This is a genomic window from Streptomyces sp. MBT65 (assembly GCF_016612545.1).
Classification (GTDB): domain Bacteria; phylum Actinomycetota; class Actinomycetes; order Streptomycetales; family Streptomycetaceae; genus Streptomyces.
In genome coordinates this window covers 1-24,777 of the sequence record NZ_JAENRY010000075.1, presented here as the reverse complement: position 1 = coordinate 24,777, position 24,777 = coordinate 1, and the positions used below count along the sequence as shown (strand labels likewise).

General features: G+C 71.3%; 15 protein-coding genes. 4 read left to right on the top strand and 11 right to left on the bottom strand.

Annotated features, from left to right (window positions below):
• Nucleotides 1–2: 2 nt before the first annotated feature.
• The 3 genes from JHN63_RS18825 to JHN63_RS18815 all read right to left on the bottom strand — a co-directional run bounded on the left by JHN63_RS18825 (nt 3) and on the right by JHN63_RS18815 (nt 3,133).
• Nucleotides 3–851, bottom strand: coding sequence for a hypothetical protein (locus JHN63_RS18825; RefSeq protein ID WP_200682243.1), 849 nt, complete (start codon nt 849–851; stop codon nt 3–5).
• A gap of 42 nt (nt 852–893) precedes the next feature.
• Nucleotides 894–2,231: a tryptophan 2,3-dioxygenase gene (locus tag JHN63_RS18820; RefSeq protein WP_200682242.1), complete on the bottom strand. Its 1,338-nt coding sequence runs from the start codon at nt 2,229–2,231 to the stop codon at nt 894–896.
• A 512-nt stretch (nt 2,232–2,743) separates the two neighbouring features.
• Nucleotides 2,744–3,133 (bottom strand): nuclear transport factor 2 family protein, encoded by a 390-nt coding sequence (locus tag JHN63_RS18815; RefSeq protein ID WP_200682241.1) that lies wholly within the window; start codon nt 3,131–3,133, stop codon nt 2,744–2,746.
• A 458-nt stretch (nt 3,134–3,591) separates the two neighbouring features.
• On the opposite strand from JHN63_RS18815, the gene JHN63_RS18810 reads away from it, so the two are divergent.
• From JHN63_RS18810 to JHN63_RS18795, 4 genes are all read left to right on the top strand, one after another.
• Nucleotides 3,592–6,582, top strand: coding sequence for a BTAD domain-containing putative transcriptional regulator (locus JHN63_RS18810; protein WP_307781920.1), 2,991 nt, complete (start codon nt 3,592–3,594; stop codon nt 6,580–6,582).
• Nucleotides 6,583–6,631: 49 nt separating this feature from the next.
• Complete coding sequence (locus tag JHN63_RS18805; protein ID WP_200682239.1) at nt 6,632–8,791, top strand: AAA family ATPase; 2,160 nt, start codon at nt 6,632–6,634, stop codon at nt 8,789–8,791.
• A gap of 86 nt (nt 8,792–8,877) precedes the next feature.
• Nucleotides 8,878–9,048, top strand: coding sequence for a hypothetical protein (locus JHN63_RS18800; RefSeq protein WP_200682238.1), 171 nt, complete (start codon nt 8,878–8,880; stop codon nt 9,046–9,048).
• Nucleotides 9,049–9,192: 144 nt separating this feature from the next.
• Nucleotides 9,193–10,512: a helix-turn-helix domain-containing protein gene (locus JHN63_RS18795; protein WP_200682237.1), complete on the top strand. Its 1,320-nt coding sequence runs from the start codon at nt 9,193–9,195 to the stop codon at nt 10,510–10,512.
• Between the two features lie 566 nt (nt 10,513–11,078).
• On the opposite strand, the gene JHN63_RS18790 is transcribed toward JHN63_RS18795, so the two are convergent.
• The 8 genes from JHN63_RS18790 to JHN63_RS18755 all read right to left on the bottom strand — a co-directional run bounded on the left by JHN63_RS18790 (nt 11,079) and on the right by JHN63_RS18755 (nt 24,654).
• On the bottom strand, nt 11,079–11,276 hold the full coding sequence (locus tag JHN63_RS18790) for an MbtH family NRPS accessory protein (RefSeq protein WP_200682236.1): 198 nt from the start codon (nt 11,274–11,276) through the stop codon (nt 11,079–11,081).
• A gap of 115 nt (nt 11,277–11,391) precedes the next feature.
• Nucleotides 11,392–12,474 (bottom strand): GntG family PLP-dependent aldolase, encoded by a 1,083-nt coding sequence (locus JHN63_RS18785; protein ID WP_200682235.1) that lies wholly within the window; start codon nt 12,472–12,474, stop codon nt 11,392–11,394.
• Nucleotides 12,461–13,984, bottom strand: a complete 1,524-nt coding sequence (gene argH, locus JHN63_RS18780; protein WP_200682234.1) for an argininosuccinate lyase — start codon at nt 13,982–13,984, stop codon at nt 12,461–12,463. Before argH ends, JHN63_RS18785 begins: the two co-directional genes overlap by 14 nt.
• Nucleotides 13,981–15,213, bottom strand: coding sequence for an ATP-grasp domain-containing protein (locus JHN63_RS18775; protein ID WP_200682233.1), 1,233 nt, complete (start codon nt 15,211–15,213; stop codon nt 13,981–13,983). The genes argH and JHN63_RS18775 overlap by 4 nt, the downstream gene beginning before the upstream one ends.
• A complete protein-coding gene (locus tag JHN63_RS18770; RefSeq protein ID WP_200682232.1) occupies nt 15,210–16,268 on the bottom strand; it encodes a pyridoxal-phosphate dependent enzyme in 1,059 nt (352 codons plus the stop codon). Before JHN63_RS18770 ends, JHN63_RS18775 begins: the two co-directional genes overlap by 4 nt.
• Nucleotides 16,243–17,250: a GHMP kinase gene (locus JHN63_RS18765; RefSeq protein WP_200682231.1), complete on the bottom strand. Its 1,008-nt coding sequence runs from the start codon at nt 17,248–17,250 to the stop codon at nt 16,243–16,245. Before JHN63_RS18765 ends, JHN63_RS18770 begins: the two co-directional genes overlap by 26 nt.
• Before the next feature lie 115 nt (nt 17,251–17,365).
• Nucleotides 17,366–21,355: an amino acid adenylation domain-containing protein gene (locus JHN63_RS18760; protein ID WP_200682230.1), complete on the bottom strand. Its 3,990-nt coding sequence runs from the start codon at nt 21,353–21,355 to the stop codon at nt 17,366–17,368.
• Nucleotides 21,355–24,654 carry a non-ribosomal peptide synthetase gene (locus JHN63_RS18755; protein WP_200682229.1) on the bottom strand — a complete coding sequence of 1,100 codons (3,300 nt, stop codon included), beginning with the start codon at nt 24,652–24,654 and terminating at the stop codon, nt 21,355–21,357. The genes JHN63_RS18760 and JHN63_RS18755 overlap by 1 nt, the downstream gene beginning before the upstream one ends.
• Between the last annotated feature and the right edge of the window lie 123 nt (nt 24,655–24,777).

The window sequence follows — 24,777 nt, the reverse complement described above, 5'->3', positions numbered from 1 at the left end:
GCTCAGGCAGGTGTCCGCCCGTCGGGCACGAACACCCGGTACGTCTCGTCGACGGAGTCCCACAGCCGGGGGAAGAGACTGCGGTCCGCCATGGCGCGTACGCCCGAAGTGGACTGGCCGCGCAGGCTCTTGGGCAGGTCCTCGCGGGTGTCGGGGCCGGCCTGTGAGGCGGTCTCGGGGTGGCCGCCGAGCTGGGACCAGACCATCCGGAGATGAATGTGCTTCCAGGTGCCGACGGCCCCATCGAGCTGGAGCAGCGCCTGGCGTACGAGCGCGAGATCAGGGGCTCGGTCGTCCCGGCCGGGCGGGACATCGCGGCCCTGGGCCTGGACAAGTCCTCGGGCGGTGAGCCCTTCGCGGGTGAGGGCGTCCTCCATCTCCTGCCACAGTGCGAGGGCGGCGCGGCGCAGGTTGCGGGCGCCGGGCGAGTCGAGGCCGGTGGTGTTCTCCGGGAACGTCTCGCGCAGCCGCAAAAGGCTCTCTTGCGGCAGGAAGTCCATGAGCAACTGCACCGCCCGCACGGGCAGTTCACCCATCGCCGCGGCCCGCTGCAGCAGTTGGGCCGCGAGGAGATAGTCACGCTCGCGCAGTTTCGCGGCGGCGCGACGCATCTCGAAGTGCATCTCGCACCACGCGTACTCGGTGATCAGATGCACGGTCTGGAACAGCCGCTGATCCGGATGGACCAGGCTGTCCTCCGGCAGCAGCGCGGACAGCGCGATGGTGAGTCGGGTGTCCTCCTCGTAGTTGCTGCCCCGGTCGTACTCGTACAGGAACAGACGGTTGCTCTCGTCCGGGTTCATCACCCGGTGGGCGGTGCCCGGTCTGCCGTTCTGTGTGCGCTTGCTCATCGTGGTGGACGCCTCCAGGCGCGTGGTGGGGGAGCAGACCGGTCAGCCGACGAGGGCGCTCTGTTGGTGCGAGGCCGGGAAGAGCCGGTTGTCCAGGACCGCCGCGAGGTAGGGGACGCCCTGGGTGTAGCCGGTTCCGGAGCGTTCGCCGATCATGCGGACCGCCATCCGGTAGTGGGTCTGCTTCCAGCGCTGGTGGACCGATTCCAGCCGGTCGGCGGCCGCCCGGAGGGCGTCGTCGTCCGCGGGGTCCATCCGCCGGTCGGCGATCAGGTCGTGCCAGGTGCCTTGGACGGTGGCCTGGCCGTCCAGTACCCGGGCGCGTACGCCGGGTACGGAGGTGTAGGCGGACGAGTCGAGCCGCGCGAGAGCGGGCGTGGAACACAGGGACTCGAAGGTCTTGTACCCGGCGGACTGGATGGCGCTGGCCCCTTCGGTGAACTCCCGGAAGGTCTGGAAGGCTTCGGGCCGCATGGTCGCCAGCAGGGAGAACAGAGGCAGGGACTCCCTCAGTACGTCCGCCACCGTGCCGACGAGGTGCGCCGCCTCCTGCGCCCGATCCGCGTCCATCCGTCGTACGGCCGTGGCCAGAGCGGTCGACATGAAACCGAACGTGGTTTCGAAGGACTGCAGGGTGCGCAGGAACAGGTACTCGTCGTGCAGCACGTACACGGGCTGCACGCTCGCCGACAGGGTCAGTTCCTGCTCCGCGGTGGCCGCACGCAGGATCTCCGCGGCGAGGAAGCCGGCAGGAGTCCGCCCGGGTACCGCGATGACCGCCGCGGGGTCCACTGTCCCGGCGGGCAGCACCCGCAGAGCCGCGGCCTCCATCACCCGCACGGCCAACCGGGCGCGCTTGCCGACCAGTTCGGGCGAGGGTGGCATGTCGTGCGGGTCGGCCGGCGTGCCGGTCAGCGCCCGCTGCTCGAAGCGGACCAGGTCGGCGAGCAGGAGCAGCAGCAGCTCGTCGCGCGAGCGCAGCGCCGCCCGCCAGTCGTCCGGTGCCGGGTGGGACAGCAGGCGCAGCGCGGTGTAACTCGTGTAGTCGTAGCGGTCGTCGTGCTTGTCGAGGACCGTGTCGAGGAACGCGCGCAGGAAGAGCACGTCATCCGTACGGGAGACGGGAACAGCGGGCTGTCGGGCCGTGAACCCGGTGGTGGGTGCTCCGGGCAGACCGTCGCGGATCGCGGCGAGCCGGTTGAGCAGTACGGCCGTCAAGAAGTGCTTGCCCACCGATCGCAGGTGCTGGAGCAGCTCGGCGTAAGGGAAAAGGGCCGGCTTGCCGGCGGCGGCCCACGTGTCCAGCTTTTCGAGAACGTCGACCGAAGACGGTGCCCTGACCGGCGAAACAGCCGCCGGAGCGGTTTCCATGGCGCGCATCAGGTAATCCACAAATTCGATGTGCGAGCTATCACGAAGAGAATCCTTTGCTCGGTTAAGCCGGACGCTGGCAAGAATTCTGCGCTCTTCGGATGCAGCTCCCAAGTCACATGTACGCGGTCACGGTCGTCCGGTCACGGGATGCCGGTACCGAATTACCGGCCCCGAATATTCGGTCCCTGTATTTCGGTCCCGAGGACTCGGCCCCGGAGTCACGTGACAGACCCCAGTGCCGAACGAGTCCGAGCAGGGCGAGCGGACGGTCCGCGTTGCGGGCATGGGGAGTCCTCCGCTGTACTGCGGACTCCTCCACGGTCCGGTCCCGGGCGCCGGGCGATTCCGCTGCCCTGTCGCCGCCCGGATCGGTTACATCCCGCTGGAGAAATTCCGGCGCCCGGCGATAGTTCCCGGAAAACAGCGGTGACGTCCCCGGAAAAGCTGCCGAATCGCGAGCCCCGACGGGAAATCGACGTCGGGTTTCCGGCAGTTCCGTGCTCCACGTCAGCGGCGACTCACTTCGCGGCGGACGTCTCCGGACGAGGCGGCAGTCCGCCGGGCGGGGCGGTGTAGTAATAGCGGCGGCACTCCCGGACCAGGGTCTGCCCGGACAGGGCGAACACGTCCGCGAAGTCCACGCCGTAGGACGTCGGGCTGCCCCCCTCCGGTACCCGGTGCAGCACCCGGCCGAGCACTACCACCCGCCCCTCGTCGGCGATGACGGTGTCCAGCTCGTGCCGCCTGAGCAGCGTCGCCTGCGCCGCGTGGGCGCTGAGCACCGCGTCGCGGCCCCGGTGCGGCGAGGCTCCGGGGTGGTCCAGCGTCACGTCCTGCTCCGTCAGGGAGGCGTACCCGTCGATGTCCCCGATGTCCAAGTAGTGGTAGGTGAGCAGCGCATGCCTCACGCAGGCTGCCGTCACTTTCGAACTGGCTGGGGACATACGGGGCTTGTCGCTGTTCATGAATGGATGACCGACCTCTCACTCTCGGTGGACGGGCGCGGCGACGCCGGCGGCTCCCACCGGGCGATCGTCCGACGGCCCGTTAACCCGCCGCTATCACCGCGGTATCCCGCAGCGCGCCCCCGTGACTTGGTCACCCGTTGCTCGGATCCTGTTCACCGCCGACCACGCGGAAGGTCCGAGTGCTCCCAGACGGCGACTGGCATGTCATGTCCCGGTCGTAACTGGCGCCCTGGTTCACCGTCTGGTCAGCGCTGTTCAGCTATTGCTCAGGGCGGCAGGCAGCCGTGTCTGGGCCCTAGACTTGGTGGTCAGGCGCTGTGGCCTGCTGTGTGACGGGAGGATTCATGGCCGGAGTGCACCTTGAATCGCGCAACCAGGCAGTGGGGTTCACCTTTCAAGTGTTGGGCGAGCTGAAAGTGTTCAGCGACCAGGGCGCCGTGTCGGTCACCGCGGGCAGGCAGCAGGTCGTCCTGGCCGCCCTGCTCCTGGAGAGCGGAAGACTTCAGAACTGCGACCATCTCATCCGGCTGCTGTGGGCCGAGGACCCGCCGGAGACCGCCCGCACCCAGGTGCAGATCTGTGTGTCGCGAATACGCAGGACCCTTGCGGCGGCCGCCGGAGGGGCCGCCATCGAGACTCGTCCTCCCGGCTATGTGCTCCAGATCAATGACGCGGCGCTCGACCTGAACGTCTTCCGGCGCACGGTCGCCGAGGCCACCGCGCTCGGCGGCGAGGGGCGGACCGCCGAGGCCGCAGCCCTGCTGCGCGTAGCGGTCGGCCTGTGGCGCGGCCCCTGCTTGAACGGCATCCCCAGCGACGAGCTCGCGCGGGTCGCCGAGCACATCGACGAGGAACGCCTCGCGGCCACCGAGTCGTTCATCGAGTTGGAGCTCGCGCTCGGTCGCCATCACCAACTGACCGCCGAAACAGCCCGGTTGGTGGGCGAGAACCCCTTGCGGGAGCGTTTTCGCGGGCAGTTGATGCTGGCCCTGTACCGCTCGGGCCGGCAGGCCGAGGCCCTGGAGATCTACCGACAGGGCCGCACCCTGCTCATGGACGAACTGGGCCTTCAGCCGGGCGAGGAGCTGCGCCGGCTCGAGCAGGCCGTCCTGACCGAGGACGCGTCCCTGCGGTTGGAGCACCTGTCCGGCACCGAACTGCGCGCTGCCGGGCGGGCGATGGGCACGCCCGGCGCCGGCCCGGACCCGGCCTCCGTCGAGGACGACCGCGCCGCCGTCCCCCGCCAACTCCCGGTCGACACCGCTGACTTCGTGGGTCACCGGAATCTCGTCGCCCGGGCGGAGGCTGTCCTCACGAACACCTCGCCGGACCGGGCCACGGGCATCGTCGTGGTCACCGGCTTCTCCGGCATCGGCAAGAGCACCTTCGCCGCCCGGGTCGCCCACCGCCTCGCCGAGTCCCATTTCCCCGACGGCCAGCTCTACTGCCAGTTGCGCGGCGGCCGCGCGGATCCCGTCGATCCCCGTGAGGTCCTCGGCCGGTTCCTGCGTGCCCTGGGCCTGCCGGGGCCCGCCATCCCGGATTCTCTGGAGGAGCGGGGAGAGGTCTACCGCAGCATGCTCGCCGCCCGGCGCATCCTGGTCGTCCTCGACGACGCCGTCGGCGAGGAGCAGATCTTCCCGCTGCTGCCCGGCGGACGCTCCTGCGGGGTGCTCGTCACCAGCCGGACACGTCTGACAGCCCTCCCCGGGGCTCATCAGATCACTCTGGGTATTCTCGACGAGCAGACGTCACTGGAACTCATCGGCAACGTTGTCGGCGCCGACCGTGTCAGTGGCGAACTGGAGGCCGCCAAGGCACTGGCCGCCACCGTCGGAGGGCTGCCGCTCGCGCTGCGCATCGTCGCCGCCCGGCTGGCCGCCCGACCCCACTGGCCGCTCGCCTCGATGGTGCAGCGCCTCGCCGACGAACGCCGCCGTCTCGACGAACTGACCCACGGTGAGATGACCGTACGGGCCAGTCTCTCCCTCACCTATGACGGACTGGCCGGCAACGACCGCACGCTGCTGCGTCTGCTCAGTCTCACCAGGGGGTCCACGTTCCCCAGCTGGATCGGCGGCGCCCTGCTCGACGCCCCGGGCGCCTACCCGTACCCGTCCGACCTCATGGAACCGCTGGTCGACGTGCAGATGCTCGACGTCACCGGGGTCGACGTCACCGGGGAGCTGCGCTACGGATTCCACGACATCATCCGGCTGTTCGCCCGGGACCGGCTGGGCGCCGAGTCGGACGAGACCGAACGGCGGGCCGCGATCCGCCGGGTCGGTGGCGCCTGGCTCGCCCTGGTCGCCGAGGCCCAGCAGCGTGTCCTCGGCACCGAGTACATGAGTGGACCGGCCGACCGCTGGAACCCGCCCGCCGACCACGTCAGGGCCATCCTCGGCCGCCCCCTGGAATGGCTCGACACCGAACTCGAGAACCTCAGCCTGACTGTGGAGAGTCTCGCCCAGGAGGGCGAGGACGGGTACGCCTGGGAACTCGCTGTCAACCTCGCCCCGTTCTACGAGGCTCGCGGCTATCTCGATCACTGGGCCCGCACCCATCGCAAGGCACTGACCGCGGTACGCCGCAGCGGCAACCTGCTCGGCCAGGCCGCGCTGCTGGCCTCCCTGGGATCGCTTCACCTCAACCGCCGCAACCTGCCCGAGGCCCGCCGGGCGTTGACCGCCGCTGTCGGCCTTTTCGAGGACCTAGGCCACAGCAAGGGGCTCGGGCTGTGCCACCGTGACCTCGGACTCCTGGAACGGCTCGCGGGTCACGAGACCGCCGCGATGGAGCTGTTCGAGGAGGCCGAACGGGACTTCGGCGTCGGCGACCCCTGGGCTCGCGCCTCCGTCCTCGTCCAGCGCGCGGTCATCCTGCTGCGGCGTGGCGACGTCCGCCGGGTGGAGGCCGAGCTCGACGAGGCGCTGGAGATCTGGCGCGGTCTCGGCTATCTCGGCGGGCAGGCCCGGGTGCTCCAGCGCGCGGGTCAGGTGCATCTGTACCGCGGGCAGCTCGACGACGCCCGCAAGGTACTGGCCGAGGCTCTCGGCATGGTCCGGGACGACGGCGACGTGATCGGCGAGGGGTACCTCCTCCACGACCTCGGCCGGGTCCACGCCCGCCTGGACGAACTCACCGAGGCGGGCTCCTACTTCGCCCGCGCCCTGTCGGTGCGCGAGGGCATCCTCGACCAGGCCGGTGCCGCCTCCGTCCGCGTCGACCTCGCAGACCTGTGCCTGCGCGGTGACGACACCGTGAAGGCCGGCGGACTGCTCACCGACGCCCTGGAGGTCTTCGACCGGCTCGGCATGGCCGAAGAAGAGGAACGTGCCGCCGGACTGCTCGCCCGGGTGACCGGTGACAGCATCGCCGGGGACCGGTGACGCCGTCACCGCAGTCGTGCACGTGTCGAGCAGAGGTACCAGTCCCCACATGAACCCGCACAGCGCTCCGGCGCCGCGGCGGCCTGCCACCGACGCCCCCGTCCGAGACCGGGAAGCGACGTTCCTGCGCGGCTTCGTTGGCCGGGAGAACGAACTGGCCCTGTTCCGCGCGGAGTTGGATCGACCGCCGGAGACAGTCCCCGTGCTGGCGCTGCACGGGCCCAGCGGCATCGGCAAGACCCAACTCCTGCGCCGGTTCGCCGTTGAGGCCCGGCGGCGCGGACGGGACGTCGTCGAGGTGGACGCGGCACGCACCGAACCCACCGAGGACGCCTTCGCGCCTGCCGCGGACGTCCCCCGCACCGGGCGGCCGGTGCTCCTCGTGGACGGTGCCGACCGGCTCGGCCCGCTGGAGGACTGGTTCAGGGACCGCTTTCTCACGGGCCTGCCACCGGGCTCGCTGGTCGTGCTCGCCGGCCGCGAACCGCCCGGCCTCCGCTGGCGCACCGACCCGGCCTGGGCCGACACCCTGGGCGTCGCACGCCTGGACCGCCTGTCCCGCGGCGAGTCGGGGCGGCTCCTCCAGGACGCCGCACCCGGCCGGATCACCGCCCGCAGCGCGCGGCTCGCCTTCGCCGCCGGCCATCCCCTCGCCCTGCGGCTCGCCGCACGGGACCGGGACGTGCCGCCCGGCGACGACTGGCAGCCCACACCCGAGGTCGTCGCGGAACTCCTTGACCACCTGGTGGGCCCGGTCCCCTCGCCCCTGCACCGGCAGGCGCTGGAGATCTGCGCCCACCTCCCCGGGACCACCGAGGAACTGCTGCGGGCCTTCCTGCCGGAACAGGTCCACGAGGTCTTCGACTGGCTGCGTCGCCTGTCTTACACCACCAGCGGCCGCGCCGGACTGAGGCTGCTGCCCGTGGTCGCCGAAGCTCTCGACCGCGACCTCCGCTGGCGCGCGCCCGACGCCTACCTGTCCCTGCACAAGGCCCTGCGCGCGCACCTCCAGACCGTGATCCGCACCCGCCCCGAGCCGGTCTCCCTGGGCGCCGCGAGGGCCTTCAACCACATCCAGACCCGTGGCCGGCGCTTCGTCGACCCCGGCCTCGACGAGTACGCCGATCCCGGGCGCGAGGCGGTGTACGAGACCACCTGTGAAGCCGAGGACCTGCCCGCCGTACGGGATCTCGCGCACGAACGCCTCGGCGCGGAGGGCGTCGACGCCGTCGACTTCTGGCTGCACCGCCAGCCCCGCGGCTTCTTCCTCTACCGCAGCGCACGTACCGGCGAAGTCGTCGGTGTGCTGGGCCTGTTGACCTTCGACCGGTGGGACGCCGCGGAGACCGCGATCGACCCGGTGGTCGCCGTCGTGCGCGAGCATGTTGCGTCACACCGGGAACTGCGCCCGGGACAGCGGGTGAACGTGGTGCGGTTCGCCCTGCTCCGTCGGCGCCCGCGCGACCTGCCGGCCACCACCACCGCCATGCTGGCCCGCGTCACCCGCGAGTTGCACGTCCAGGACCGGCTCGCCTGGACCTTCCACGTACGGGGCGGGGACGGCCCCGACTGCCTGCCGGAGTACGCGGACTTCCGCCGCCTGCCCAGTGGGCCGCAACTCGCCGCACAGAGAGTCACCCTCTTCGGACACGACTGGGGGACCACGGGAATGAGCGAATGGTGCGACCTGCTCGACGACCGGATGTTCTTCGGACTGCGCACACCCGGGATATCCAGACCGCTCCGCACGACCGTCCTGTCCCGGTCGGCCTTCGACCAGGCCGTCCACGACATGCTGCGCGTCTGGCATCAGCGCGAGCGGCTGGCCGCCAACCCGCTGCTGCACGCCGCGTTCGTCGCCCGGCGCTCCGGTGACCCGGAGGAGAATCTGCGTCGGCTCGTCGTACGGGCGATCGAGTCCATCGATCAGGACCCCAAGGCGAAGGGACAGCGGGCGGCGGTCTGGGCGACGTATGTCAAGGGCGGCAGCACGCAGCAGGCGGTGGCCCGGGAACTCGCGCTGTCCTTCAGCACCTACCGCCGCTATCTGAAACGCGGCCTGGAGCGGGTGTGCTGGCATCTGTGGGAGCAGGAGGTGACGTACGCGGCGCAGATCACCGTACTGTCCTTCGGGGCCGTCCCGGGACGGCCGCCTGGCGGTCGCGACACGTCGAATCTGCAGGTCAGAGCGGCTATCGAAGAGGGATAGCGGCGTCAAAGTGGCGTGATTACAGCCACTCCTAACTTTCCTTCCAGAAGTCCGGCAGCGGGCCGGGGGAGAGACAGGAAACCACCATGAACAGCACCTTCGCACCGGTCGTGAAGCACGTGAAGGTCCTCGTCGTCGTCGCGGCGCTGGCCGCTCTCCTGGGCTCGGCGGCGGCCGAGGCCGCGGTGCACCCGCAGCGGACGGTCACCGTGCAGGCCGACGGCAACTCCACGGACGACACGAACCCCTGGAGCTGACGGCGCGCCGGCGTTCGGCAGACACGCGGCATCCACTGGAGATGCCCGGCAACGACACCGGGGAACGGCACCGGGAGACCCACTCGGATGGCGTCCCGTCCACCGGTTCCACCAGTACCTCGGAACGGCCCACCGGAGCGAGTCATGAACGACATCCGAACCCAGCCGGACCTCGGCGCCCTTTTGAGAGGCCACCGCAGGCGCGCCGGACTCACCCAGCGGCATCTCGCGGACCTCACCACAGTGAGCGTGCGCGCCATAGGCAACCTGGAGCAGGGCAAGGTCCGCTCCCCGCGGCTGGACACGATCCGGCTGCTGGCGGACGGACTGCGGCTGGGCCATACGCAGCGCGAGACGCTGCTGGACGCGGCCCGGCGCCGCCCAGGCACTGGAGGCCATCCCGAGAATGAGGGCCGCGGCCTCACGCCCTGGCTCGTCCGGGGCCCGCTGATCGGCCGGGAAACCGAAGTGGCTGCTCTCACCGACCTGCTGGGACAGCCGGGCGGACGGCTGGTGTCCATCGTCGGCATAGGAGGGGTCGGGAAGTCGCACCTCGCCGCCGAGGGCATGCGTCGGGCCGCTGCGGACGGCACCCGGATCCTGTGGCAGGCACGCGGCGAGGAGATCCCCGCCGGCGAACTCGCCGACCGCGCCCCCGAGGAGCGGACCGTGCTGGTGCTGGACGACGCCGAACTCGCGGCCGGCGCGGCCCAGTTGGTCGCGCTGATGCACGCCCACCCCCGGCTGCGGATCCTGCTCACCGCGAGCGGGCCGTGCGGCGTTCCGGGCGAGCAGATCCTGCGCCTCGCCCCGCTGCCGGTGCCCGCCTCCGGCGCCGAGACGGACCCGGCGCTGCTGGCAGAGGTGCCATCCGTACAGCTGCTGTGCAGCCGCATCCGGGCCGGCAACCCCCTGTTTCGGCTGGACGACTCCGACGCCGTGGTCGTCGCCGAACTGTGCCGGCGCCTCGACGGACTGCCCAGGACCTTGGAGTTCGCCGGTAGTTGGGCCCTCGTACGCTCCCTGCCGGAGCTGCTCGCGGAGGTGGAGCGAAGCCCGTTCGGCCTGACCGCGCCGCCGATGACCGCGGACACCTCACGCGACCTGGTGGTCCGGCTGCGCCGTACCCTGGGCCAGCTCAGCCCGGCCGGCGTCTCCTTCCTCGCCGCCGTTGCCCGCCACCACCTCAGTTGGTCGGTCGCCGAGGCGGCGACGATCGTCGGGACGTCCGGGGCCGACGCCGCCATCATCGTCTTCACGCTGCTGACATACGGCCTGGTGCGGCCGGAGAGCCTCGGCGGTGACGAACCCCGGTTCTCGGTCCTCAATCACGTCCGCCACCTGTACGCGGAGGCGCGCCGTGAACCCCGGCGCTGGCGCGCGACGGTGATGCACCGGGTCGGTCCCGAGGACCGCGCCCGGAAGGTGGCGGTCGGCGAGCCCGGCGTGCGGACGACGTTGTAGCCAGGGTCGGCCCGTTTGACCTCGACGACGTGCCGGCCGGTCCCGTCGGTCGCCGCTTCGAGCTCCGGCGACGAGTCGAACAGGCAGCCGCTCCCGGCCGCGCCGCCGGTTCGCGGTGAGGTGTCCAGGCGCGTTGGGCCCCGTCGAGCAGGTAGGTGTCCATCCCCGTCCCGTCGATCCGGTCTTCGTGCCGCGCTCGTGGTTCTCCGCCGGACCGAGGTTCCGGCGCGGAAGCGAGTACGTGCCGGAACGCGCGTTCTCCGGCACGACGTCGACGGTGAAACCGTCGGCGTCGTAGCCGCTGATACATCTGTCAGCGCGCTCGCGGATCTCGACGTACGTGTTCCGCGGTGCGGGGTGCCGGCGGATCAGGTCGCGGACGCGGGGTGTGGCACGCACATCTGCGGCGTTGTCGTCGGGCGCCGACTTCCTCGGTCTCGGTTTCGTTCGACCGGGGGACTCCCATCGCGTCGACTTCCGCCTCCGCCGTCCAGCGCACGCACCACACGCCGATCACCGGCGCCGTCAGGCGCCGGTGATCTTCTGTGACCCGATCAGCCGGAGGCCTACGCGGCGGTGGCTGAGCGCAGGCTCAGCGGGCGCATGTCGGTCCAGGTGCGCTCGATGTGGTCGAGGCAGTCCTCCTTCGGACCGCTGACGCCGACCGCGCGCCAGCCCTGCGGGATGTCGCGGTCGGCAGCCCAGATGGAGTACTGCTCCTCGTCGTTGACGACCACGAGCCACTGCTGGGAGTTGTGCTGCATGACGATTCTCCGATCGTGTGGTGGAGCTGTTTCAGGGATGGGTGTGGAGCGAGTGGTGCGGACGGGACGTGGAAAGGGTTCGTAGGCAGGGGAATCGGTCGGTCGGGAACAAGGCTCAGGCGGCGGCGGCCTGCGGCAGCAGGATGTTCCGGAAGACCACCAGGGCGCGGTCGGCGTCGGAGCCGTCCACCCCGGCGTGCGTGACCGCCCGGATCCGGCCGCGGCCCAGTTCGGCGAGGCGCACGCCCTGCTCCCAGGCCTGCTCGATGAACCGGGCCTGCGTCAGGCCGGGGGCGTCGATCCGGAAGAACACCATGTTGGTCTCGACCGGCTCCACCACGACCCCCGGCAGCGCGGCCAGCCCCTCGGCCAGCCGGCGCGCCGTGGCGTGGTCCTCGCCGAGCCGCAGCGTCATCTCCCGTAGCGCGACCAGTCCGGCCGCGGCCAGCACCCCGGCCTGCCGCATGCCGCCGCCCAGCATCTTGCGGATGCGGCGCACGGACCGGACGAACTCGGCGCTGCCGGCGACCATCGAGCCGACCGGCGCGGACAGCCCCTTCGACAGACAGAACTGCACCGAGTCCGCGTATCCGGCGATGACGTGCACGGGGACGCCGAGGACGAGCGCCGCGTTGAAGAGGCGGGCCCCGTCCAGATGGACCGCCACCCCGCGGGCCCGAGCCAGCGCCCGGACCTCGGCCAGGTACTCCAGCGGCAGTACCCGCCCGCCGCAGCGGTTCTGCGGGTTCTCCACACACAGCACGGCGGGCAGCGCGAACTGCGGGTCCTCGGGGTCCTCCGGGAAGGCGGCTTCGATGTCGGCGAGCGCCATGGTGCCGTCGGCCCGGTTGGCCACCGGTTCGACGATCACGCCGCCGCAGTAGGAGGCCCCGCCGGCCTCGTAGACGTAGATGTCGGACTCGGCGCCGGCGAGGGCCTTGGTGCCGCGCGGGCAGTGGGCGAGGAGGGCCGCCAGGTTGCCCATGGTGCCGCTCGGCATGAAGCAGGCGTCCTCCATGCCCAGCAGCTCGGCGGCCAGTTCCTCCAGCTCACGGGCGGTGGGGTCCTCGCCATAGACGTCGTCGCCGAGCGGCGCCTTCGTCATCTCCTCCAGCATCCGGGCCGTCGGCAGGGTGAAGGTGTCGCTGCGTAGTTCGACGACGGGCGGCGCGAACGCGTCGCGGTCAGTGCTCGGCATGGAAGTTCCTCCTCGGGTTCGGATCCGGCAGCCGGGTGGTGTCCTGGCTCCGGTCATGCACCAGGGCCACCGCGTCCCGCAGGTTCTCGTCGGCGTCGCGCCAGCGGCCGGTCTCCTTGGCCAGCCGGGTGCGGTGGTCGTCCCAGCGCGGGGTGAGCTGTCCGTGGCAGTGCAGGAACGAGGCGGGGCCGGGGCCACCGCCGTACTCGGCCGCCCGCCACACGGTCCCCGGCCGCAGGTCGGCGGACTCGCCGGCCGTCGTGTGGCCCTGTGCGTCGAGAGCCGCGCCGAGCGAGTCGGCCCGTCCCTCCACGACGGCGAGGGCGGCCTCCCCGACCTGGTGGTGAGCTCGCCGGAACGGCACCCCCTGCCGCACCAGCCACTCCGCGGTGGCGGTCGCGTGTGTCAGCCCCGCGGTCGCCCGGTCCTCCATGGCCCTGGCGATCGGCCGGGCCCCGTCGTAGGCCAGCCGCAGGATCTTCACCGCGTCGATGGTGGCATCCAGGGCCGGCATCACATGGGCCATCGCCTCGGTGCCGACCGCGATGGAGTTGGTGAACGGCGTGCCCCGCATCGCGCTCACAGCGGCCGTCAGCCCGCCGAGAGCGGCGGCTGACTTGCCCTGCACATGCTCCAGGACGAAAGCGTTGCGCTTCTGCGGCATCATCGAACTCGACCCGACCAGCCCGTCGGGGATCGACACCAGCCCGAACTCCGCGCTCGACCACATCAACAGGTCGAGGGCGGCCCGGTCGAGGGTGACCCCCAGCACCACGGCCGCCGACAGCAGCCGCAGCGCGGTGTCCCGGGTGGCGATGGCATCGACCGAGTTGCGGACCGGCTCGCCGAAGCCGAGGAGTTCGGCCGTACGCCGCGGATCTATGGCGACGGTCGTCCCGCCGATCGACCCGGCGCCCAGCGGGCACAGCTCAAGCCCCTCGCCGGCCTGTGCCAGCGCCCGGGCGTCCCGCTCGAAGGTCTGCGCCAGCCCCAGCAGGTAGTGGCCGTACGTAACCGGCACGGCCGCCTGGAAGTGGGTGTAGGCGGGCATGAGCACCTCGCGATGCTCCTGGGCGCGTTCCAGCAGGACCCGGCCCAACTCGCCCAGTTCCTCGGACAGCCGGCGGTACGGTTCGCGCAGCGCCAGCTGGAGGCAGGTGACGCCGAGGTCGTTGCGGGACCGGCCGGTCTGGAGGACACCGCCGGTCTCGTCGCCGAGCGTCTCGATCAGATGGGACTCGTAGGCCAGGTAGAGACCGCGCGGGGCGGGCCTGGTCTCCAGTGGCAGGTAGTCGCTCTCGCGCAGCTCCGTGATCGCCGCCAGCAGGGTGGACGCGGTCCGTACACCGACGATCTGCCGTTCGGCGAGCATGACGACGTGCGCGAGGTCGACATGGGTGATCCGGTCGAGTTCGGTCTTCCAGCCGACCCTCGGCGGGTCGCGCCGCTCAAGGAGCATGCGGCGGATCTCGGGGGAGGCGGCGCTGCGCAGGCGGCCGGAGTCCGTCACGCCGACACCTCCTGACGGACAGTCAGGGTCGGCTTGATGCGGCGCACACCCTCGGCCGCGGCTTCCGCGGCCTCGGCGGCGGACCCGCCTCGGGCCAGCACATGTCCGATCCGGTCCCGGAAGTCGCCGCCGACGACGATCTCCGCTCCCGGCTCCCGGTAGGTCTCGACGTCGACCACGCCGGGAACGGCGCAGGCCTGTGCCACGCCCTCGAAGCCGCGCAGCCGGCCGCTGTCCTCGGCCACCACGAACCGGATCGCCGCGCCCCGGGCCACCGTGGCGGCCACCGGGGCCTCCCGGCCGCTGAACGCCGCGACCGTGGCCAGGATCAGGTCGGCCCCGGTCGCCTCCCGCACCAGCCGGGGGATCCAGCCGCCCGCCAGCCGTGGGTTGACCTCGATCAGGACCGGTCCGACGGGGCCGAGGCGCAGTTCCACGTGCGCCGGACCGAGAGCGACACCGAGGGCTCGTACGGCCGCCTCGGCGGCCTCGGTCACCGCCTCGTGCGCGGCCGGTGCCAGGGAGGCGGGGAAGTCGTGCCCGGTCTCGACGAACAGGGGCGGTGCCCCGAGGTGTTTGGCGGTGATCCCGACCACGGTGCCGTCGAGGACCTCCGCCGAATACTCCGCGCCGCTCACGAACTCCTCGACCGTGACCCGGCGCGGCACCGCCCGGCCGCGCTCGTCGAACCCGCGGTCCAGCAGGGCGCGGGCGTGCCCGGCCGTCTGCGCGGGGTCCGAGCACAGCAGCACTCCGAGGCTGCCGCTGCCCATGACCGGTTTGACGACCACCGGGTAACCGGTCTCCTCGGCCGCGGCCAGGACTTCCTCGACCGTCCCGGCCACCGTGAACCGGGGCACGCGCACCCCGGCCGCGGCGAGCCGGGCCCGCTGCGTGCCCTTGTCGCGGACGGCGGCGAGATCCTCGGGGGAGTTCGCCGGAAGGCCGAGAGCGGTGGCCGTGGCGGCCGCCGTCTCCACGTAGTAGTCGGAGCTGGTGGCGACGCCCGCGACACGCCGTCCGACGGCCAGGCGTCGGCAGGCGTCGACCACCGCGGCCACGCTGTCGGTGTCGGTGGGGACCACCTCGGCGCCGCCCACTGAGGCGTACCGGGACGGGTCGGCGGCCAGCAGTACCGGGTGCAGGCCGAGCGCGCGGGCCGCCGCGGGGAACAGCCGGCCCGTACCGGTGGTGTTGCTCTCGACGAGGACGAACACGTCCTGGGTCATGCGGTCACTCCTTCCATGAGGGCGACGACCTCGTCACGTGTACGCCGGCCCCAGGAGAACCGGGACCAACTGCCGGCGGCCTGGGAGGGGTGGTCCAGCGTGCGGGGCGCCCCGGGCGGCGAGGTGAGGAAGCCGTTGCGGCGCAGCCACACGGCGTTGTGGACAGTGTTGGTGTAGCGGTGGCCCTCGTCGGGGAAGAGCGCCATCACCCGCAGCTCCGGATGTCGCTCGGCGTACCAGCGCGCCACATGGTGCGCGGCACCACTGGTCGGCCCCATGTAGAGGGCGTGCTCGGAGTGCAGCCGCCGGGTCGCGGTGAACGCCGTCTCGGCATCCAGCCAGTGGACCTCGTCGAACAGGGTGTGCTCCAGGACGGGCGGCACCAGGCCGTTGCCCAGCCCGCGCAGTTGCCGGGGCCCGGCAGGTGCGCCGAACAGCACACTTCCCGGGGTGTCCACCCCGATCAGCTTCAACTGCGGGTTCAGTGCCCGCAGGAACGAGCCGATCCCGGACGACGAGCCGCCCGAGCCGACCGGGCAGACCAGCGCGTCGAACGTGCCCACGCTCTCCAGCAGCAGTTCGGCGACGGCACCGTACGACACCGGGTTGAGCGGGTTGTCGTACTGACCGGGGGTGTAGTACGAGCCCAGCCGTGCCTGGACGCGGGCCACCCGGTCCAGCCGGGCCTGCTGCACGCCACGGGTACGCAGTTCGGGGCCGGAGACGATGATCACCCGGGCGCCGAGCGCCTCCAGCCGGCGGCGCAGCGGCGGCTCGATCGCCGGGTCCCCGACGAGGGTCAGGGGGATGCCCTTGAGCCGGCACACCATCGCGAGCCCGAGCCCGAAGGTTCCGGACGTGGTCTCCACGACCGTGGTGCCCTCGGTGAGTTCACCGGTCTCGATGGCACTGGTGAGGATGAACTGCGCGGGCAGCAGTTTCATCAGATGGAAGGCGGCCCCGTACACGTTGGGACCGACCTGGATGACCTTCGGCAGGGCGTGACCGTCGACCGCGCTCGCGAAGGCCCTACGACTGGTGTGCGTACGGGACATGAGAGTCGCTCCCGGCTGTGTAGCGCCAATGGTCGGTGATGCGCAGTTCGGCGAGCCGGCGGGCGGCCAGCGCCGTGCGCTGCTCCACCCCGGGCTGGTGGGGTGCGAAGAGCAGGGCGGCGACCGTGCCGCTGTGGGCCACCTGCACGCCCAGCGCCTCGGTCTCCTCGGCGATCTCCAGTACGCGGTCGAAGCGCGGTACCGGCAGGAACCGTTGGTTGATGCGGGCACTCGCCGTGGCGATCCGGCCGAGCTCTCGGTGATCGCCCCGGGCCACGGCCCGGCGCATCAGGCCGCGCAGCGCCCGGAAGCATTCGATTTCCCAGGCGTTGTACCGCGCCCGCGGCAGCGCCAGCGTGTCGATCTCCGTTTCCGTCGTGGAGAAGCCGACCACCGTCAGCGGCGGCACCGGCCGGTGGAAGTCCTCGATCACCAGGCCCTCGCGGTGCGCGAACAGCACCATCCGGTCGGAGTAGACCAAGGGGTCGGTGGCCGCCTCGGCGGCGACCGCGATCCGGGCGATCCGCTCCGGCGAGAGGGTGCGGCCGACCGCGGACAGCACCGCGAAGATCGCCGCCGTCACATCGCTGGTCGACGAGCCCAGGCCGCGTCCGACGGCGACGTCGCTCCGCAGCTCCAGCTCGCCGCCGTAGTCGCTCAGACCGAGCACCTCCAGTGTGGTGCGGACGGCGCCGAGGGCTTTCGTCTTCCACGCCGGGGTGACCGTCAGCTCCGGCTGCCATGGGCTCAGCCGCACCACCGCGTTGCTGGCGAACAAGGAACAGGGGAGCGTCACCAGACCGCGGTGGAGTACGCCGTCGTCCTCGAACACCCCCTGGAGCAGTTCGCCGTGGTGGCTGGGGGCGGTTCCGGTGCCTATGAGCACGCCGTGCTCCAGGTGCGGGGGCACCAGCTCCCTCTGTGCCGGGCCGTGCATGTCCTGTACGGACAGCAAGTCCTGGCTCTGCACGCCGTTCTTCACCTACGCCTCCTTGAACGTACGGGTGTGGGAATGGAGGTGTCGCGTCCTGCCTCGTCGGGCGGGCCCGGGGACGCGGGGCCGTGGCGGCCCCGCGTCCGGCCGGCGTCGTCGCCCCTCACGTGGCCGCGGCCTGGTGGGGTCGGACGATTTCGGCGATCCGCGCGGCCAGTTCACCGACGTGGGGCGGGTGCACCATGTCGTGGTGGTTGCCCGGCACCGGCGCGGTGGCGACCGCGCCCCGGGTCAGCGCCCGCCAGGCGTCCGGGTCGACGTCGGGGCTCTTGAGGGTCGGGTGGGCCTCGGAGACCGTGATCAGATGGACATCGGCGTCGAGGACGGTGCCGGGCCGGTATTGTCCGGCGGCCACCCCGTTGGCGCGGGCCACCTCCACCATGCGGCGCACGGCGGTGGACTCGATCCGGTCGGGCAGCCGGCCGTCCTGGTGGGACCGCCGGACCAGGGCGGCGATCAGCGCGTTGTCGTCGAGCGTGTCCATCTGCTGCGCCGACAGTCCGGCGTCGGCACCGAACCGGGAGAGCACGTCCTCGTCGCCGACGAGGTCCGCGGACCCCGGCACCGGCGAGTCCAGCAGCACCAGCGCGGCGACCTTCCGGCCCGCCCGCTCCAATCGCGCCGCCATCTCGAAGGCGACGACACCGCCGAACGACCAGCCGCCGAGCAGCACCGGACCCTCCGGCACCACCTCGGAGATGTCGGCCAGATAGCGCTCGGCGATCTCCTCGACGGTGCGCAGCGGCGCCACGTCGGTGTTGTACCCGACCGCCTCGACGCCGTACAGGTCGACGTGGCCGTCCAGTTCCCTGGCCAGACCCATGTAGGAACTGACACCGCCGCCGTGCGGGTGGACCAGGAACAGCGGCGAACCGGTGGTCGGTGAAGCCGACGCCAGGGGCACCAGCAGCCGTTCGGAGACGGCTGACATCCCGGGCAGTGCCCCGCACAGCGCCTCGATCGTCGGCGTCCTGAAAAACGTGCTCAGCGGCACGCTCACGCCCAGCTCCCGCCGTACCGCCTCGACCAGTTCGAAGGCGCTCAGGGAGTTGCCGCCCGCAGCGAAGAAGTCGTCGCGCACGCCCACCGGTGACCGGCCGAGGACCTGCTCGCAGAGCGAGGTGACCCGCAGCTCCAGCGAGTCCCGGGGCGCGACCGGCTCGGTGCTTCCTTCCGCGGCCGGCTCGGGCAGCCGCTTGCGGTCCACCTTGCCGTTCGGGGTGAGCGGCATCCGGTCCAGGCCCACCAGCACGGCCGGGACCATGTACTGCGGCAGCCGCTCGCGCAGGAAGCCGCGCAGGCCGGGCTCGTCGGGCTCGCCCCGCCAGGACACGTAGCCGATGATCCGCCGAGCCATGTCCTCGCCCGAGGTGATCACTGCGGCCCGCGCCACCGCCGGGTACTGCTGGAGGGCCGCCTCAATCTCGCCCAGTTCGATCCGGTGGCCGCGAATCTTGACCTGGGAGTCCTCCCGGCCGATGTACTCCAGCGTGCCGTCGGTGCGCCGACGGGCCAGGTCGCCCGTGCGGTACAGCCGGCCGTCGGCACCGAACGGGTCGGGCACGAACCGCTCCGCGGTCAGTCCGGGCCGTCCGGCGTAGCCGCGGGTGACGCCCACGCCGCCGATGACCAGTTCGCCGACGGCCCCGACCGGCACCAGCCGCATCCGGTCGTCCACCAGGTGCACCTGGGTGTTGGCGATCGGCAGCCCGATGGAGACCGGTCCCGCTGTATCGTCCGGGACGATCCGGTGCAGCGTCGAGTAGACGGTGGTCTCGGTCGGCCCGTACAGGTTCCACAGCCGCGACACGCGCGGCGCCAGTTCCCGGGCCAATTGCGGGGAGAGCGCCTCGCCGCCGGTGACGGCCTGGAGGTCGCCGCCCTGCCAGCCGCCGAGCAGCAGCAGATGCCAGGTGGCCGGGGTCGCTGCCAGGACCGTGGCGCCGGACTCCGCCAGCGCGCCGGCCAGGGCGGCGCCGTCCGAGGCGGTCTCCCGGTCCACGACGACCATCCGGGCGCCGCTGACCAGCGGCACGAACAGCTCCAGCACCGACGCGTCGAACGCCACGGTGGTCACCGTGCACAGCACGTCGTCACCGGAGAGGCCGAGGGTACGGGCGATGTGCAGGGCGAAGTTGACCAGGCCCCGGTGAGGCACCATCACCCCCTTGGGACGACCGGTCGAACCGGAGGTGTAGATGACGTACGCCAAGTCGTCCGGCCGCAGCGTCACCGGCGCCGGCGGCTCTCCGGGCGGCAGCGGCGGCGGCGCGCCGATGTCCACGACCCGAACACCCGCGTCCAGTTCCAGCCCGGCCACCAGCTCGGGTCGCCCCAGCAGCAGCCGCGCCCCGCTGTCCGCCAGCACGTACGCCAACCGCTCCGGTGGATAGTCGGACTCCAGAGGGAGATAGGCCGCGCCCGACTTGAGGACCGCGAGCAGCGCGACCAGCAACTCCGGGGACCGCTCGACCATCACGCCCACCGGGGCGTTCCGGCCCGCGCCTTGGTCCCGCAGCACGGACGCCAACTCCGATGCCCTGCGCACCAGTTGGGCGTAGGTGAGCTCCGTGCCGTCCAGGCCCCGTACGGCCACCGCGTCCGGCGTGAGCTCGGCCTGCCGGTCCACCAGCTCGGGCACGAGCAGGGGAGATTCCGGTGCGGCGGTGTCGTTCCAGTCGGAGAGCAGCAGCCGTTCCTCGGCCGGCGTCAGCAGGTCCAGATCGCCGATCCTGGTCTCGGGGCTCCGCACCGCGTGCGCCAGGATCCGCTGGTAGTGCTCCGCGAACCTGTCCATGGTGTCGGCCTCGAAGAGCTCGGTCGCGTAGGAGATCAGCACCTCCATCCGGCGGTCCTGTGTCACCACGGTGACGTCCAGGTCGAAGCGGGCGGTGTCCGCCTCGACCGGCAGCGACCGGGCCGACACCCGGGGCAGCCGCAGCAGTGAGGTCTGCTCCTCGACCAGGTTGAACAGCAGCTGGAACAGCGGGTTGCGGCTCAGGTCGCGCTCCGGCCGCAACTCGTCGACCAGCACGTCGAACGGCACGTCCTGGTGCTCGTACGCCTCCAGCGTGGTACCCCGGACCCGGGAGAGGAGTTCGGCGAAGGTCGGATTGCCCTCCAGGCCGGTGCGTAGCAGGACCGTGTTGACGAAGAACCCGATCAGGCCCTCCGTCTCCTGAAGCGTGCGACCGGACATCGGCACGCCGATCGTCACGTCCCGGCTCCCGGTGTGTCGGGAGACCAGGGCAGCGAACGCCGAGAACAGCACCATGAACGGCGTCACGCGGTATTTCTGGGCCAAGTCCCGCACCCCGTCGATGACTTCGGCGTCGATCACGTGGGAGACCCGGGCACCTTTGCCGCCGCGCACCGCGGGCCGCGCCCGGTCGCCGCGCAGCTCCGTCGGCGTCGACCCGGCCAGGGTCCGTTTCCAGTGCTCCACCTCGGCGACCGCCTCCGGCGTCTCCAGCCGCCGGGCCGCCCAGTCGGCGTAGTCCCCGTACTGAATCGGCAGCTCGGGCAGATCCGGACGGCTGCCGGCGGTCAACGCCGTGTACGCCTCGGACAGTTCCCGCCACAGGATCTGCATCGACGCCGCGTCCACCGCGATGTGGTGCACGACCACGGTGAACAGCCAGCGCTGATCGGGGAGTTCGGTGAGCCGCGCGCGCAGCCACGGGCCGGTGGCGAGGTCGAACCGCCTCTGGATGTCCGCGTTGCTCAGCCGGTACGCCTCGTCATAGGCCGGCCCGACCGTCAGGTACCGCAGATCGGTGTGCCGGAGCCGGATCGCCGACGCCGGTCCGACGCGGAGCCGCGGGCCGCCGGTCGCGTCCTGCGCCACTCTGGACCGCAGGACGGTGTGCCGCTCCACGACGAGCCTCAGCGCCGCGTCGAGCGCGTTCGCGTCGAGCAGCCCGGTCAGTTCGAAGACCTGCGCCATGTTGTATTCGACGAGTTCGGGACGGAGGTGTTCGAGCAGCCACACCCGTCGCTGCGCCGCGGAGAGCGGCGCGTCCAGGGCAGGACCCGAGCCGGTCTCCCGCCGTACGGTGTCCACCGCGCGTTCCACGATCGGACTTGTGGTCATCAGGGTGTCCTCCCGTCGGCCGTACCGGACGTGGGCAGGAGGTGTCCGACTGCTTCGGCCATGGTGTGGATGGTGGGGTTGTCGAAGATGAGGGCGAGGGGGATGTCGGGGGAGAGGGCTGTGCGGAGTCGGGAGATGATGCGGGTGGCGAGGAGTGAATGGCCGCCCAGGGCGAAGAAGTTGGCATGGACGTCGAGGTCGGGTTGGTCGAGTACTTCGGTCCAGATGGCGGCGACGAGTTCTTCGGCCGCTCCGCTGGCTTGGGTGGTGGTGTCCTGTGCCGCCGCCTTTGGTTGGGGCAGGGCTCGGTAGTCGGTCTTGCCGTTGGCGTTGACGGGGATGCGATCCAGCACGGTGATGCTGGACGGGATCATGTAGAGGGGGAGTTGATCGCTGAGGTGGGTGGCGAGGCCGGCGGGGATGTCTTCGGCCGTGTCCTCGGTGGTGATGTAGGCGGCGAGGCGGTGGTCGCCGGGGGTGGGTTCCCATTTGGTGACGACGGCGTCGCGGACGTGGGGGTGACGACGGAGGGTGTGTTCGATCTCGGCGGGTTCGATGCGGATGCCGCGGATCTTGACCTGGCTGTCGGCGCGTCCGAGGAAGGTGAGGGTGCCGTCGGGGCGTCGTATGCCGCGGTCGCCGGTGCGGTAGAGGCGCAGGCTGTTGGCGAAGGGGTGCGGCGGGAAAGCAGCCGCGGTCTTGCGGGCGTCTCCGAGGTAGCCGCGGGCCAGACCCACCCCCGCCAGATAGAGATCGCCGGGTACTCCGTCGGGTACTGGGTTGAAGTGCGCGTCCAGGAGCAGGACTTGGTTGTTCGCGATGGCTTCGCCGAGGGGTACTTCGCTCGCCTGCTCGTCCTGGGGGACACACGTGTGGCTGGTGGAGTCGATAGAGACCTCCGTCGCCCCCCACTGGTTGTGCAGACGGGCCGGAGTGTGGGCGAGACGGTCATGGAATACGGCCACCAGGTCGGGGCGGAGGGCTTCGCCGCTGGAGATGACGTGGCGGAGGTGGGTGAGGGGTTGTCGTGCGGGGGTGATCTCGTCGAGGAAGAGGGCGAGCATTGAGGGGACGAAGTGGAGGGCGACGATGTCGTGTTGGGTGCTCCAGTTGGCGATGGCGCGCGGGTCGCGGTGCAGGCCGGGTGGCAGCATGACGATGGTGGCGCCGGCGATGAGGGGCCAGAAGATCTCCACAGCCGAGTCGTCGAAGCTGAGGACTGTTTTGTGCAGGACGTTCTCGCCGGGGTTCAGGGGGTATTGGGCCTGCATCCATTGCATGCGGTTGGCCCAGCCCGCGTGGGTGGAGGCGACTCCCTTGGGGGTGCCGGTGGAGCCGGAGGTGTAGTAGACGGAGACGAGGTTGTCCCCGGTGACACCGCTGTCCGGCGCGGTCGGTGAGGACTCGGTGAGTGTTCCCGGACCGCAGTCCAGAACCGTGATCGCACTGTCCGTGAGCAATTCGGCGCGCTGCCCGTCCACACACACCACGGGCGCACCCGCATCGGTCAGGAGTCGCACCGCACGGCCGACCGGGAGGTCGGGGTCGAGTGGCAGGAAGGCGCCGCCGGCTTTCACGATGGCCAGGAGGGTCACCGTCATTTCTACGGACCGGTCCATCCACAGACCCACCGGGGTGTCCGCACGGACCCCCGCAGCCTGCAACCGCCCGGCTAGATGGTTGGCGCGGCCGGTCAACTCCCCGTAGGACAGGGTGGTTTCGGAGTCCGTGACCGCCGTGGCATCCGGGGTCGCCGCGGCGACGCCGTCCACCAGATCGCCCAGCAACCCCTCCGGGAACTCCACCGATTCACCCAAGCCAGCTGCCAGGAGCCGGTCGCGCTCGCCTTCGTCGACCATGTCGACACGGGAGACGGGCCGGGCGGGAGCAGCCAGCGTGTTGCGGAGGAAGGTGACGAAGTGCCGCATCAGCCGGCTGATCGTCGCGGGTTCGAAGAGGTCGGACTCGTAGTACGCGACGCCGGTGAACGTGTCACCTGTCCGGGTGAGGGCCACGGTCAGGTCGAACCGTGACTTGCCGTCGATCAGTTCCACCCGTTCCGTCGTCAGACCGGGCAGCACCAGGTCGTCCGTCTCTTCGTCGCCCAGGGAGAAGAGCACCTGGAACAGCGGGTTGCGGCTGGGGTCCCGCTCCGGCTGGAGCTCCTCCAGCAGTGCCTCGAAGGGGAGTTCCTGATGCTCGTAGGAGGCGATGGTGTTCGACCGGGTCCGGGCCAGCAGCGCCTCGAACGACGGGTCGTCGGCCAACTCGGTGCGGATCAGCAGGGTGTTGACGAAGTAGCCGATCAGCTCGTCGAGTTCGGGTCGCACCCGGCCGGCGATCGGTGTGCCCAGGGTGACGTCCCGGGTTGTGCTGTGCCGGGCGAGGACCACGCTGAACGCGGCGTTCAACGTCATGAACGCGGTCGCGTTGTGCTCCCGCGAGAAGCGGTTGACGGCCGCCCCCAACTCGCCGTCGACGGTGAAGGAGAACTGCGCGCCGTTCCCGGACCGTACGGCGGGCCGAGGCCGGTCCGTGGGCAGTTCGTCGGCGCTCGCTCCCGCCAACCGCTCCCGCCAGTGGTCCAGTTGGTGCCGCAGCCGATCCTGCGTCTGGTGGACCCGGCTCCACGCCGCGTAGTCCCCGTACTGGAGGGACAGCGGCGGTAGGTCCGGCTCGCGGCCGGCCGCCAGAGCCCCGTAGGCCCGGGACAACTCCGACCACAGCACCCGCATCGATGTGCCGTCGATCGCGATGTGATGGACTACCAGCACGAGCAGCGCGTCGTCCTCGGCCAACCGCACCACGGCGACCCGGAAGACCGGACCGACGGCCAGCGAGAGCGGTTCGCGCATCAGCTCACGCGCGAACTCGACGCCCGCCGTGTGCCGTTCACCGGCGCTGTCCCCGGCCGCGTCATGCACCAGGACCGGGACCGGCGCGGCTGGCTGCACCCGGGGGACGGGGGCGCCGTCCCGCTCGTCGAAGACCGTCCGCAGCACCTCGTGCCGCCCGGCGACCACCGTGAAGCTCCGGGCCAGCACATCGACGTCGAGAGCGCCCCGGACCCTGATCACGGTGGACGTGTTGTAGCCCGGCATCATCTGCTCCAGGAACCACATCCGCTCCTGCGAGTACGACGCCACGCGCACGTCCGGATCGGCCACCGGGATCGCCGTCCCCGGCGCTTCGGCGCGCTGCGCAGCGCCGGCCCGTTGGAGCAGCGACCTGACCTGCGCACGCCGCGCTTCCTGAGGGTCGGCCGGGGGACCCGCCTGGGGAATCCGGGCCGTGGTCATGAGTGGGTCCTCTCGGTGGTCGCGCTCGCGCTCGCAGCCTCGGCCGGATCCGTTTCCGGGTCGCCGACGGCGTCCAGCAGCAGGTTCTCCAGAGCGGTCGCCATGGTGTGGATGGTGGGGTTG

What these genes read in the sequence shown, in the direction of transcription:
- JHN63_RS18755 (WP_200682229.1), bottom strand. Translation starts at nt 24,654, where the DNA reads ATGACCACGGCCCGGATTCCCCAGGCGGGTCCCCCGGCCGACCCTCAG.
- JHN63_RS18820 (WP_200682242.1), bottom strand. Translation starts at nt 2,231, where the DNA reads ATGCGCGCCATGGAAACCGCTCCGGCGGCTGTTTCGCCGGTCAGGGCA.
- JHN63_RS18825 (WP_200682243.1), bottom strand. Translation starts at nt 851, where the DNA reads ATGAGCAAGCGCACACAGAACGGCAGACCGGGCACCGCCCACCGGGTG.
- JHN63_RS18770 (WP_200682232.1), bottom strand. Translation starts at nt 16,268, where the DNA reads ATGTCCCGTACGCACACCAGTCGTAGGGCCTTCGCGAGCGCGGTCGAC.
- JHN63_RS18805 (WP_200682239.1), top strand. Translation starts at nt 6,632, where the DNA reads ATGAACCCGCACAGCGCTCCGGCGCCGCGGCGGCCTGCCACCGACGCC.
- JHN63_RS18775 (WP_200682233.1), bottom strand. Translation starts at nt 15,213, where the DNA reads ATGACCCAGGACGTGTTCGTCCTCGTCGAGAGCAACACCACCGGTACG.
- JHN63_RS18800 (WP_200682238.1), top strand. Translation starts at nt 8,878, where the DNA reads ATGAACAGCACCTTCGCACCGGTCGTGAAGCACGTGAAGGTCCTCGTC.
- JHN63_RS18785 (WP_200682235.1), bottom strand. Translation starts at nt 12,474, where the DNA reads ATGCCGAGCACTGACCGCGACGCGTTCGCGCCGCCCGTCGTCGAACTA.
- JHN63_RS18790 (WP_200682236.1), bottom strand. Translation starts at nt 11,276, where the DNA reads ATGCAGCACAACTCCCAGCAGTGGCTCGTGGTCGTCAACGACGAGGAG.
- JHN63_RS18760 (WP_200682230.1), bottom strand. Translation starts at nt 21,355, where the DNA reads ATGACCACAAGTCCGATCGTGGAACGCGCGGTGGACACCGTACGGCGG.
- JHN63_RS18795 (WP_200682237.1), top strand. Translation starts at nt 9,193, where the DNA reads ATGAACGACATCCGAACCCAGCCGGACCTCGGCGCCCTTTTGAGAGGC.